Below are 10,599 nucleotides of genomic sequence, written 5' to 3'. Positions count from 1 at the left end.
GCGCCGGCTCATCAGTGCGCGCTCGGCCAGCGCGTCCAGGCTCAGCGGCCGGTCCAGGTGGGCCAGGGCCCAGTCCAGCACGCCGGCCAGCCGATCGTCCTGCGGCGAGGCCGGCAGGGGATGCTCGATGTATTGGGCCTGGCCGCCCTGGCGGTGCGGCGCCAGCACCAGCCGGCGGGCGACCCGGTTGGCGGCTTCGGCGCCGTGGACGCGGCGCAGCAGGTGCAGGCAGCAGTCCAGCGCCGCGGCGGTGCCGGCCGAAGTGGTGATGCGGCCGTCGTCGACGTAGAGCACGTCGGGTTGCAGGGCTACGCGCGGGAAGCGGGCGGCGAAGTGCTCGCTCCAGTGCCAGTGGGTGGTGGCGCGGCGGCCGTCGAGCAGGCCGGCGGCGGCGACCACGTAGGCGCCCAGGCACAGGCCGACGATCCGCGCGCCGCGCCCGTGCGCGCGCCGCAACGCCTTCAGCAGCGCCGGCGGCGGGGCTTCGTCGGCATCGCGCCAGGATGGGACGATCACCGTATCGGCCCAGTCCAGGCTCTTGAGGCCATGGCGGGTACCGATGTCGAAACCGGCCCGGCTGCGCAGCGGACCGGGCTCGGCCGCGCACACGCGCAGCTCGAAATCCGGCAGTCCGGGCCGGTCGCGCGGTTCGAACACCAGGCAGGGCACCGACAGGTGGAACGGGCTGACGTCTTCGAAGGCGATCACGGCGATGCGGGCCAGCGGATCGGAGATGGCCGGCGTCGTGCCGCCGAGGGACGGGCGGGCCGGGGCGGGCCGGGCGGAAACGCGGGCGGCGGTCATGGCCCGATTCTATCGAATATTGGCAATCGGGCCACTCACGCCGAAGGCCGGGCGAGCCGAGAATGAGCGCCACTCGCTTCCACCGCTTCGAACCCACTCATTCAAGGAGCCGGACATGAACCACGAAACCCGCCAGCGCGCCCTGGTCGTCATCGATGTCCAGAACGATTACTTCGCCGACGGCCTGCCCATCGAGTACCCGTCGGTCGCGCGCACCCTGCCCAATATCGGCCGCGCCATGGACGCCGCCCGCGCCGCCGGGGTGCCGGTGGTGGTGGTGCAGAACACCGCGCCCGCCGGTACGCCGGTGTTCGACAAGGGCACCCCAGGGTGGGAGCTCAACGAAGTCGTCGCCGGCCGTCCGCGCGACCACTACATCGAGAAGGAACTGCCGAGCGTGTTCGCCGGCACCGATTTCCACTCCTGGCTGCAGGCGCGCGGCATCGACACGATCAGCGTGATCGGCTACATGACTCATAACTGCGACGCGTCGACCGTGTTCGAGGCCGCGCACCTGGGCTACCACGTCGAGTTCCTGCACGACGCCAGCGGTTCGCTGTCGTACGAAAACAGCGCCGGGCACGCCAGCGCCGAGGAGATCCACCGGGTGTTCAGCGTGGTGTTCCAGAGCCGCTTCGCCGCGGTGACCGGCACCGACGAGTGGATCGACGCGGTCCGGCACGGCCGCAGCCTGCCGATCGACAATCCGCACGCGTCCAACCAACGCGCCCGCGCCCGCCGGCAGGCGGCCTGAGCGCAGCGCCGTCCCGCGCGCCGGAACCGCGCGCAGAGTTGCGAGCCCGGACTGCGCGCTTGGACTGCGCGCTCGAATTGCAAGTCCGGCCCGACCAGCGCAGCCCCGCTCCGGCGGGGCTGCGTCGCATCCGGCTCAGAACGCCGGCGGATTCTTCAGTTTCACGTCCTGCACCCAGGTGCCGAAGCCGTTGCTCAGGTGCACGACCTCGCCGAGCAGCTGGCCGCCGATCGCTTCGGCGTTCACGAACACGCAGCCGTTGTTGTACTCGGCGATCGAATACTCCGAACGGCCCTGGACCACGGTGCGGGTGGCGTTCACGTACTGCAGGCCGGTGAGGACAATGTTCCACTGCCGGCCGTCGGCGCTCAGGGTCGCCGCGGCCGAGCCGCTGGCGACGCCGCCGTTGACGTAGGTCAGCACCGCGCGGCTGATCGCGTCGGTCAGCGCCGACCAGGTGACGTTGAAGATCACCGTGCTGGTGTGGGCGTTGGGATAGTTGCCGAAGCGTTCGTAAGCGGTCTGCGCGGCCACCTCGGGGATGTCGGTCGGGTCGTAGTGCTTGTCGAGGAATTCGAATTGGTTGGGCATGGGCGGCTCCTGGGACTTGGCGGCGGGCAGCGTGGTGGCGGTAGGGGCGGCGCCTGGACGCGGCGTCGAGGGCGACGGGCGCGACAGGCCGAGCAGCAACAGCAGCAGTTCGAGCGTGTTGAGGGCCATGCGGAGCCGGTTCTGTGCGCGAGTACAAGGCAGAGAACGCGACGACGCGCCGCGCGTGAAGCCGGTTCACATCGGCGCCCGCGCAGCGTTGTTGTCGGCGACGGGGCGATGTCCTTCAAGGGGAAGGGCGCGCCGCCATCGCCACACCGACCAGGAGCCGGTCCATGCCGCAACTCACCGATGGCCAACTGCAAGGGCTCGCCAGCGCCAACCTAGGCGCCGGCACCGAACTCAACCCGGCCTGGCCCGATCCCTATCCCGATGCGCCGTGCTGGGGCTTCGCCCTGTTCGGCGGTCCCGGCGGCCATGCCGACAACACGCCGCCCTCGATCTACGACCAGGCCTGGGTCTACGACGCCGAAGAGGAAGAGTTCGTGTACAACCCCGGCTTCGTCGAGTGGGTGCGCAACACCTTCGACAACCCGGACGCCACCGCCCAGGCGCAGGTAGTGGCCGACAACGCCGTCACCGCCGCGAACGACGCCGCGCCCGGCAACGCTGCGGCCAGGCAGGCGATCACCGGCGCGTTGGCGAGGCTGTGCATGATCCTCAGCGGCTTGGCCCTGTCGGCCAACAACGGCACCACGCCGACGCGCTACTCCATCGTCATGGCCTCGGACGGCTATCGCACCTGGGAGCATTGGGCGCTGGGGCTGGCCAACAACGTCGGCGCGCCGGGCAATCCCGCGCTGCAGTACGTGCAGCGCGACGCCGGGGTCAATCCGGTCAATACCCGCTCGGCGCAGGTCTGGGGCCACCACCCGATCCTGACCACGGTCTACATCACCGGCTTGCTGGACGGCCACATCGAGTATCTGCGCCACGCCGCCGGCTGGCCCTGAGCCGGGCCTCACGACGTGGCGGGCGCGCCGCGGCCGCGCCCGCCACGTCCGATTGTTCGAACGGCGTCCGCCGAAGCCGGCGCCGCGGCGGACGCTCAGGCGACCAGCGTCGCCAGCACCGCGTCGTCGCCGATGCCGGACACGATCCGCGCCGCGCCGGCCTTGTCCCACAGGATGAAGCGCAGGCCCGCCGCATCGGCCTTCTTGTCCAGGCGCATGCGGGCCAGCAGCGCCTGCGGGTCCAGCCCGGGCGGGATCGCGGTCGGCAGGCCGAAGCGTTCGAGCAGGCGCTGCAGACGTTCGGCGTCCGCAGCCGGCGCGCGGCCGAGCGCGCTCGACAGGCGCGCCGCCAGCACCATGCCGACCGCGACCGCCTCGCCGTGGTTGAGGCCGTCCCCGGTGGTGCCGGCATAGCCCTGTTCGGTCTCGATCGCATGGCCGAAGGTGTGGCCGAAATTGAGCATGGCGCGGTCGCCGCGCTCGAACGGGTCGCGCGCCACCACTTCGGCCTTGTAGCGGCAGCTGCGCGCGATCGCCTCGGCCAGGGCGTCGTCGTTGCGGGCGAGCAGCGCCTCGGCGTGCGCTTCCAGCCAGTCGAGGAAGGTCGCATCGAAGATCGCGCCGTACTTGACCACCTCGGCCAGGCCGGCGCGCAGCTCGCGGTCGGGCAGGCTGCGCAGCGCGGCGGTGTCGGCGATCACCGCGCGCGGCGGATGGAAGGCGCCGACCAGGTTCTTGCCGCTGGGCAGGTCGACCGCGGTCTTGCCGCCGACCGAGGAATCGACCATCGCCAGCAAGGTGGTCGGCACCTGCACGCAGTCGATTCCGCGCATCCAGCAGGCCGAGGCGAAACCGGCGAGGTCGCCGACCACGCCGCCGCCCAGCGCGATCACGCAGGCGTCGCGGGTGGCGCCGAGCGCGGCCAGCGCGTCCAGGCACTGGCCGAAGCGCGCCAGGGTCTTTTCGTGTTCGCCGGGCGGGATCACGAACCGGCCCACCGACAGGTCGGGGCGGGCCGCGTGCAGGCTGGCTTCGACCCGTTGCAGATACAGCGGAGCGACGTTGCCGTCGCTGACGATCAGGGCATGGCGGCCGCGCAGCGCGCGGCTCAGGCGCGCGCCGTCGTCGAGCAGGCCGGGGCCGATCTCGATGGCATAGGCGGCGTCGCCGCCGACTTCGACCTTGCGGATGGCGTTCATGCATCGGCTCCGGAAACGGGGGAGGAAGAGGGCGCGCCGGCAGGGCGCCGCCAATGCCGGTCCAGCGCCGCGGCCAGCCCGGCCGCGGCTTCGGCCGAACCCAGCGAACCGGTGTCGTAGCGCAGGTCGGCGACTTCGGCGTACAGCGGCGCACGCCGTTGCGCCAACTCGCGCAGCACCTGCTCGCGATCGCCGCGCGCCAGCAACGGCCGGCTGCGGTCTTGCGCCAGGCGTTCGAGCTGTTGTTCCACCGTGACCAGCAGTTGGACCACGAAGCCGCGTTCGCGCAGCAGACGGCGGTTGTCCTCGGCCAGCACCGCGCCGCCGCCGGTGGCCAGCAACAAACCGTCGTCCCGCAGCAGTTCGGCCAGCACGGCGCTCTCGCGGGCGCGGAAGCCGGCTTCGCCTTCCAATTCGAAAAGGGTCGCCACGCTGGTGCCGGCGCGCAGCTCGATCTCGCGATCGGCATCGACCAGGCGCAGGCCGAAACGTTCGGCCAGGCGCCGGCCGATGCAGGTTTTGCCTGCGCCCATCGGGCCGACCAGGATCAGATTGCTAGCGGGGTTCATGACGCGATTGTAGGACAGCCGGGGCGGGGCGCTTGCGCGCTTTTCACGACCGCGGGCCTAGGCTCGGAAATCCGGCGCCGCACGGTGCCGGCCCACCCTTCAGGAGACACGGTCATGGCGGTCGCCAAAGTCATCGAACTCAACAGCTCTTCCAAGAACGGCATCGAAGATGCGGTCAAGACCGGCCTGGCTAAGTGTGCCGAGTCGGTGAAGAACATCCAGGGCGCCTGGATCAACGACATCAAGGTGGTGACCGATGCCTCCGGCAACGTCACCGAGTGGCGGGTCAATCTGAAGGTGACCTTCGTCGTGGTGTGAATCCGGGCCCGGACGACGGCGCGGGCCCGGCCAAAGGCCGCCGCGCCGCGTCCAGGCGCACGCAGCGCTCGGCCAGATCGGGCAGGCGCGCCAGCGCTTGCCGGCTGACCCGCTCGAACAGGCTCACGAAACGTTCGACCTGGGCCTGGCTCATCGCCCGCCGTTGCGGGCGCCGGCGCTGCATCGCCTGTTCCTGCTGCCAGCGCCACTGCGCGACCACCTCGAAACCCGGCGGTTGCAGGAACAGCATCCGGTCCAGGCGCGCCCACAGCGAGGGATAGTCCCCGGCGAGGGCGCGATTGCAGTAGTCGCGCCAGACCCCGTGCGGGTCCTCGTCGCGTTCCAGCGCATTGACCGGTTGCGCGAGCGCCGCGGCGTCCTGGGGCGGGGTCTTGAGAAACCAGCCTTCGAACAGGACCAGGTCGGCCGCTGTGGCCTGCTGCGCCCAGCGCGACGGCGGCAGGCGCGTGTCGCGCAGTTTGTCGAAGCGCGGCCAGCGCACCGGCGCGCCGTCGCGCAGCCTGTCCAGCACCGAACAGGCCAGGGCGACGTCGTGGGTGCCCGGCGGGCCGCGCGTGGCCAGCAACGGGTGGACCTGGCGCCCCAGGCGCAAGCGTTCGCGCCGGCCTAAATAGAAATCGTCGATCGACAGCACGGCGCAGCGCAGCCCGCGCTGCGGCGCGAGTGCGGCGATCTGCGCCGCCAGGGTCGACTTGCCGCTGCCTTGCAGGCCGCAGACGGCGTAGACGCGGGCTCGAGCGGCGAGCGCTTCGTCGAGCGCGGCGGCGACGAAGTCGTGGTCGAAGCCGGGTGGTTTCGAAGCGGCATCGATCGAATCTGCGCCGGTCGGAGCGGTCCGCGCCAGACCGCCGGCCCGAGCGCTTGCGGCCGACAGCGGTGGACCGATTGACCCAGGCGGGTGCAGGCGCGGCGACATGGGCTCACAATAGCGCAATGAGCCAGACCGACGCCCTGCTGACCGAAGCCCTCACCAGCTTCGATGCGCTGTTCGCCGAGGCGCACGCCGCCGGCGAGCCCGATCCGACCGCGATGACCGTCGCCACCGCCACGCTCGACGCCCGCCCCTCGGCGCGCACGGTGCTGCTGAAGGCGCACGACGCGCGCGGCTTCGTGTTCTACACCCACCTCGACGGCCGCAAAGGCCGCGAACTGCAGGCCAACCCGCATGCGGCGCTGCTGTTCCACTGGCCGCGCGTGCGCCACGGCGTGCAGGTGCGGATCGAGGGCCCGGTGGAGATCGTCGCCGACGCCGAGGCCGACGCCTACTTCGCCAGCCGTCCGCGCGGCAGCCAGCTCGGCGCCTGGGCGTCGAAGCAGTCGGAAACCCTGCCGGACCGCGACACCTTCGAACAACGCCTGGCCCAGGCCGAAGCGCAATTCGAAGGCCGCGACGTGGCGCGGCCGCCACGCTGGACCGGGCTGCGGGTGCGGCCGGAGCGAATCGAATTCTGGTACGGCGCCGACTTCCGTCTGCACGAGCGCTGGTACTACGAAGCCGACCGCGCCGGCGGCTGGAGCAAGCGGATGCTGTATCCGTGAGCGCCGCGCGGCGGGTGCGCGCCGCGACCGCGGCCGACACCGCCGCCTGGTCGCGACTGCGTCACGCGCTGTGGCCGCAGGCCACGGCGCAACAACATGCCGCCGAACTTCCCGAGTTGTTGGCGCAGCCGCAGCGCCTGGCCGCGTTCCTGATCGAGGACGAAGACGGGCGCGTGCAGGGCTTCGCCGAGGCCAGCCTGCGCAGCGATTACGTCAACGGTACCGAGACCTCGCCGGTCGGCTTTCTCGAAGGTTGGTACGTGGCGCCGCAGCAGCGCGGCCGGGGTTACGGCCGGGCCCTGATCGAGGCGGTCGAAGCCTGGACCCGCGAACGGGGATGCAGCGAATTGGCCTCCGACGCCGAACTCGACCACCGCGACAGCCATGCCGCCCACGCCGCCTGCGGTTTCGCCGAAACCGAGCGGGTGGTGTATTTCCGCAAGCGCTTGGTGGACTGAGCCCGCGCCTCCGGTTTTTTGTCGCCGCGGCGTGAGCCGCGACCAAGAGCGCGCAAAGCCGGCAATAACGGCGCCATCGATCGACCCTGCGTCCTGGGCGGAGGCGCTGCTGGCGGCGCTGCCGGTGCTCGGAAACGATGTGACTACCAGCACGGCCGAGACCGAGTGGATCGTGGGCAACCCGGCGATCATCGCGATCGGCCAGGATTCGCTGGGAGTCGCGGCGACGCGGATCGCGAATGCTTCCGGCCTCGAGGTCCTGACGTGGCCCTTGGCGAACGGCGATCGCGCCGTCGCCTTGCTCAGTACCGGCGCCAGTAGGGCGACGATTTCGACGACGCTTACGAAAACGGAGCGCTGGCCACGTTCGGCGGCCTCAAGTGTGTCCGTCCTCGCGCCGGCTCGCTCGCGCGCGGGACCGTGCTTGAAGTCGGCCCGTGCACGGGCGGCACCGAGCAAGCCTTCGCGCGAACTCCGACCGGCGCCCTGCGCCATACCGCCTCGGGCATGTGCGTCGACACGAAGGATGCTCGTACCTCATCGGGTACCGGCATCATTCTGTGGGACTGCCACGGCGCAACCAATCAGCAGTGGCTGCGTAGATAGATCGCTGCGACCAGCGCGGACCGGCCGCGATTTCGTCCGCAAGCCGCCGAGCCGCGAAAGGTTGCAGTTCCCGTACGCCGTGGTTGCTGTATCAGCGACCGAAAGCCGGGGCGTGCGCGTCACGCCCCGACGAGCGCGCCTCCCTTTGCGCCGGCAAGACGCGCGAGAGAAGGCCACGGAGGCGGCAGCCATGCCGCCGAATCGCCGCTGGCGAATGATGCGGGCATGGACGGGCAGTCGTGCGGCCGTGTTCGCCTCGTGCTCGCGATGGCGGCAGGTTCCGCTGTCGCAGGGAGCGGGGCCGTCGTTCGGTCTCAGCCGTGGCGCTCGGCCCAGCCGTGGATCAGCGCGACCAGGGCTTCCAGGCCCGCGCTCAAGGCCGCGGGGCCGGGTTGCAGAATGATCGGCGACTTGATCTCGTGCAGCTCGCCGTCGCGCACGGCCGGTATCCGCTCCCAGCCCGGGCGCGCCGCGACTTGCTCGGGGCGGAATTTTTTGCCGCACCAACTGCCGAGGATCAGATCCGGCGCTCGCCGTACGACCTCGAGCGGGTCGGCGAGGATGCGGTCGCGCGCCAGCGGCATCGCCGCATGCTCGGGGAACACGTCGTCGCCGCCGGCGATGGCGATCAGCTCCGAGACCCAGCGGATGCCGGTGATCTGCGGGGTGTCCCATTCCTCGAAATACACCCCGGGCCGGCGCGCCAGCGTCTGCGCGCGCTCGCGCGCGGCGGCGATGCCGCGCTCGTAGCCGGACGCCAGCGCGTCGGCGCGATCGCCGGCGCCGACCAGCGCGCCGAGGCGGCGGATGTAATCGAGGATGCCGTCGACGCTGCGGTGATTGCTGATCCACACCTCGACCCCGTGCTTGATCAGCTCGGCGGCGATCTCGGCCTGAATGTCGGAAAAGCCGATCACGAAATCCGGACGCAGCTTGAGGATCTCGCCGATCTTGGCGCTGGTGAAAGCGCTGACCTTGGGCTTGTGCTTGCGCGCCTCGGGCGGACGCACGGTGAAGCCGCTGATGCCGACGATGCGGTCCTGCTCGCCCAGCAGATACAGGGTCTCGGTCGGTTCTTCGGTCAGGCAGACGATGCGTTGCGGGCCCATGGGCGGTCCGATGGCGGTGCGTGGCCCATTATCCGGCAATTCGCAGGGGCGCCGCTTCGCCCGGGTAGGAGCGGCGTGAGCCGCGACCCTCGAAGCGGCGTGTACGAGCGTTTTGCCCAAGGGCCGGGCTCGGGCTATGGGCGGCCGGGCGGTCCCGCGGGCCTGGACTGCGGCCAGCGCTCTTCGATCGTCGATCCCGCGGCCGCGGCTTATGCCGCTCCTGCGCTGCGGCGCCGCCGCGCGAATCCTCGAATTCAGAAAAAATCGCGATGGAACCGCAGCACCTGTCGCCGCCCGTCGGCGCGTATCGCGATCACTTCGAAGCGCAGGGTCTCCGGCGGCGAAATGGCCGCCACGCCGATGTAGTCCAGCAATTCGCCGTCGCGCATCTCGCGCATGGGCAGGCGTTGCTCGCGGCCGAGCAGGTCGCTGGCGACGACGGTGATCCGCGCCGGCAACGACACCGAGGTGGCGTCGTCGCCCCGGCGCAGCGACACCACCACCAGCACGGTGCGTTCGTCGTGGGGCGCGCCGTAGCGTTGCGCGATCGCCGGCGACAACCGCCGGGTCTGGATCGCGCTGGCGCGCAGGGCGATGTCGCCGTCGCGCGCCACCTCGTCGGCGCGGGCAGCGTTCGCGTCCGGCGCCGTGCGCGAAGACGGCTCGCGGCCGCAGCCGGCCAGCAACACCAGCGCCAATGCCAATGCGCCGGCGCTGCGCTTCATTCGTTCGCCGCCGACAACTGCCGGCCGCGTTCGGTCGCGGCGGCGATCGCCCGGTCGACCAAGCCGCGGAAACCGCCGGCCTCGAACGTTTCGATCGCGGCCTGGGTGGTCCCGCCGGGCGAGGTCACTCGAGCGCGCAGCACCTCGGCGGGTTCGTCGCTGCGGATCAGCATGGTGGCCGCGCCGAGCAGGGTCTGCCCGACCAGGGCGCGCGCGGCCTCGGCGCTGAGGCCCTGTGCCTGACCGGCCTGCTGCATCGCCTCGGCGAGCAGGAACACATAGGCCGGACCGCTGCCCGACACCGCCGTAACCGCATCCATCTGCGCCTCGTCGGCGATGCGCACGGTCGGGCCGACCGCCTGCAGCAGATCGTCCGCCTGGTCCAGGCGCGCGACCGCGGCGGCGTTGGCGTACAGGCCGGTGATGCCGGCGCCGAGCAGCGCCGGCGTATTGGGCATGGCGCGCACCACCGCGACCCCGCCGCCGAGCCAGCGGTCGAGTTGGCCGGCGGTGATGCCGGCGGCGATCGACACCGCCAGCGGCGCCTGTGCGCCGGCCAGCGCGGCCAGGCCGGCGCAGACCTCGCGCATCACCTGCGGCTTGACCGCGAGCAGCCAGACCGCCGCGCCGTCGGCCGCGGCCTCGGCGCGTTCGTGGACGTGGACGCCGAAATCGCGCTGCAAGGCCTCGCGCAGTGCGGCGACCGGCTCGGCGACGCGGATCCGGTCGGCCGGGACGCCGCGGGCGACCAGGCCGCCGATCAGGCTGCGCGCCATGTTGCCGCCGCCGATGAAGGCGACCGGGCCGGGGAGGGGGGAAGACGGGTGGGTCATGAGCGAACCGTGCGGGAAACCGCCGGCAGGATAGCAACCGCGGGCACCCGCCGCGCGGGCCCGAAAACGCGTTCGTGCCGGCTCCGGGCAGGTTGCATTTGC

Annotated in this window: 14 protein-coding genes; 6 read left to right on the top strand and 8 right to left on the bottom strand. The window is 71.4% G+C overall.

Features of this window, described 5'->3' with window-relative positions; all coding sequences use genetic code 11:
- A partial coding sequence (locus TX83_RS17900) for a GlxA family transcriptional regulator (protein ID WP_064749345.1) occupies nucleotides 1-804 on the bottom strand: 804 nt, incomplete at its 3' end.
- A gap of 115 nt (nucleotides 805-919) precedes the next feature.
- On the opposite strand from TX83_RS17900, the gene TX83_RS17895 reads away from it, so the two are divergent.
- Nucleotides 920-1,558: a cysteine hydrolase family protein gene (locus tag TX83_RS17895; protein WP_064749344.1), complete on the top strand. Its 639-nt coding sequence runs from the start codon at nucleotides 920-922 to the stop codon at nucleotides 1,556-1,558.
- Between the two features lie 135 nt (nucleotides 1,559-1,693).
- On the opposite strand, the gene TX83_RS17890 is transcribed toward TX83_RS17895, so the two are convergent.
- Nucleotides 1,694-2,278, bottom strand: coding sequence for a hypothetical protein (locus tag TX83_RS17890; RefSeq protein ID WP_064749343.1), 585 nt, complete (start codon nucleotides 2,276-2,278; stop codon nucleotides 1,694-1,696).
- Nucleotides 2,279-2,442: 164 nt separating this feature from the next.
- Between TX83_RS17890 and TX83_RS17885 the strand changes: the two genes are divergently transcribed.
- Nucleotides 2,443-3,120, top strand: a complete 678-nt coding sequence (locus tag TX83_RS17885) for a hypothetical protein (RefSeq protein ID WP_064749342.1) — start codon at nucleotides 2,443-2,445, stop codon at nucleotides 3,118-3,120.
- Between the two features lie 95 nt (nucleotides 3,121-3,215).
- Here TX83_RS17885 and aroB read toward each other — a convergent pair whose 3' ends face one another.
- Together aroB and TX83_RS17875 are read right to left on the bottom strand one after the other, a co-directional pair.
- Nucleotides 3,216-4,319 (bottom strand): 3-dehydroquinate synthase, encoded by a 1,104-nt coding sequence (gene aroB, locus TX83_RS17880; protein ID WP_064749341.1) that lies wholly within the window; start codon nucleotides 4,317-4,319, stop codon nucleotides 3,216-3,218.
- The gene (locus TX83_RS17875) at nucleotides 4,316-4,888 is read right to left on the bottom strand and encodes a shikimate kinase (protein WP_064749340.1); all 573 of its coding nucleotides are present in this window, start codon (nucleotides 4,886-4,888) and stop codon (nucleotides 4,316-4,318) included. Before TX83_RS17875 ends, aroB begins: the two co-directional genes overlap by 4 nt.
- A gap of 114 nt (nucleotides 4,889-5,002) precedes the next feature.
- Between TX83_RS17875 and TX83_RS17870 the strand changes: the two genes are divergently transcribed.
- A complete protein-coding gene (locus tag TX83_RS17870; protein WP_064749339.1) occupies nucleotides 5,003-5,206 on the top strand; it encodes a dodecin family protein in 204 nt (67 codons plus the stop codon).
- Here TX83_RS17870 and TX83_RS17865 read toward each other — a convergent pair.
- Entirely contained in the window at nucleotides 5,175-6,038 is an 864-nt protein-coding gene (locus TX83_RS17865) for a hypothetical protein (protein ID WP_064749348.1), read from the bottom strand. The genes TX83_RS17870 and TX83_RS17865 overlap by 32 nt on opposite strands.
- A 122-nt stretch (nucleotides 6,039-6,160) precedes the next feature.
- On the opposite strand from TX83_RS17865, the gene pdxH reads away from it, so the two are divergent.
- The 3 genes from pdxH to TX83_RS24255 all read left to right on the top strand — a co-directional run bounded on the left by pdxH (nucleotide 6,161) and on the right by TX83_RS24255 (nucleotide 7,830).
- Complete coding sequence (gene pdxH / locus TX83_RS17860; RefSeq protein ID WP_064749338.1) at nucleotides 6,161-6,766, top strand: pyridoxamine 5'-phosphate oxidase; 606 nt, start codon at nucleotides 6,161-6,163, stop codon at nucleotides 6,764-6,766.
- Nucleotides 6,763-7,224, top strand: coding sequence for an aminoglycoside 6'-N-acetyltransferase (gene aac(6'), locus TX83_RS17855; protein WP_064749337.1), 462 nt, complete (start codon nucleotides 6,763-6,765; stop codon nucleotides 7,222-7,224). Before pdxH ends, aac(6') begins: the two co-directional genes overlap by 4 nt.
- A gap of 357 nt (nucleotides 7,225-7,581) precedes the next feature.
- Nucleotides 7,582-7,830, top strand: coding sequence for an RICIN domain-containing protein (locus TX83_RS24255; protein WP_079248291.1), 249 nt, complete (start codon nucleotides 7,582-7,584; stop codon nucleotides 7,828-7,830).
- Nucleotides 7,831-8,144: 314 nt separating this feature from the next.
- Here the strand turns inward: TX83_RS24255 and TX83_RS17845 are convergent, their stop codons facing one another.
- The 3 genes from TX83_RS17845 to proC all read right to left on the bottom strand — a co-directional run bounded on the left by TX83_RS17845 (nucleotide 8,145) and on the right by proC (nucleotide 10,497).
- Nucleotides 8,145-8,939, bottom strand: a complete 795-nt coding sequence (locus TX83_RS17845; RefSeq protein WP_064749336.1) for a cobalamin-binding protein — start codon at nucleotides 8,937-8,939, stop codon at nucleotides 8,145-8,147.
- A 254-nt stretch (nucleotides 8,940-9,193) separates the two neighbouring features.
- Nucleotides 9,194-9,664, bottom strand: a complete 471-nt coding sequence (locus tag TX83_RS17840; protein ID WP_064749335.1) for a DUF4426 domain-containing protein — start codon at nucleotides 9,662-9,664, stop codon at nucleotides 9,194-9,196.
- Nucleotides 9,661-10,497: a pyrroline-5-carboxylate reductase gene (proC, locus tag TX83_RS17835; protein ID WP_064749333.1), complete on the bottom strand. Its 837-nt coding sequence runs from the start codon at nucleotides 10,495-10,497 to the stop codon at nucleotides 9,661-9,663. Before proC ends, TX83_RS17840 begins: the two co-directional genes overlap by 4 nt.
- Nucleotides 10,498-10,599 lie beyond the last annotated feature (102 nt).

The organism is Lysobacter antibioticus HS124, from assembly GCF_000336385.2.
In the GTDB taxonomy this organism is placed as follows: Bacteria; Pseudomonadota; Gammaproteobacteria; order Xanthomonadales; family Xanthomonadaceae; genus Lysobacter; species Lysobacter firmicutimachus.
Note: the sequence above shows the minus strand (reverse complement) of the source record. Positions and strands in the feature narration are given on the sequence as shown.

Excerpts from the sequence above, each read along its gene's own strand:
- TX83_RS17875 (WP_064749340.1), bottom strand. The coding sequence starts at position 4,888 with ATGAACCCCGCTAGCAATCTGATCCTGGTCGGCCCGATGGGCGCAGGC.
- TX83_RS17845 (WP_064749336.1), bottom strand. The coding sequence starts at position 8,939 with ATGGGCCCGCAACGCATCGTCTGCCTGACCGAAGAACCGACCGAGACC.
- TX83_RS17870 (WP_064749339.1), top strand. The coding sequence starts at position 5,003 with ATGGCGGTCGCCAAAGTCATCGAACTCAACAGCTCTTCCAAGAACGGC.
- TX83_RS17890 (WP_064749343.1), bottom strand. The coding sequence starts at position 2,278 with ATGGCCCTCAACACGCTCGAACTGCTGCTGTTGCTGCTCGGCCTGTCG.
- proC (WP_064749333.1), bottom strand. The coding sequence starts at position 10,497 with ATGACCCACCCGTCTTCCCCCCTCCCCGGCCCGGTCGCCTTCATCGGC.
- aroB (WP_064749341.1), bottom strand. The coding sequence starts at position 4,319 with ATGAACGCCATCCGCAAGGTCGAAGTCGGCGGCGACGCCGCCTATGCC.
- TX83_RS17895 (WP_064749344.1), top strand. The coding sequence starts at position 920 with ATGAACCACGAAACCCGCCAGCGCGCCCTGGTCGTCATCGATGTCCAG.
- TX83_RS17885 (WP_064749342.1), top strand. The coding sequence starts at position 2,443 with ATGCCGCAACTCACCGATGGCCAACTGCAAGGGCTCGCCAGCGCCAAC.
- pdxH (WP_064749338.1), top strand. The coding sequence starts at position 6,161 with ATGAGCCAGACCGACGCCCTGCTGACCGAAGCCCTCACCAGCTTCGAT.
- TX83_RS17840 (WP_064749335.1), bottom strand. The coding sequence starts at position 9,664 with ATGAAGCGCAGCGCCGGCGCATTGGCATTGGCGCTGGTGTTGCTGGCC.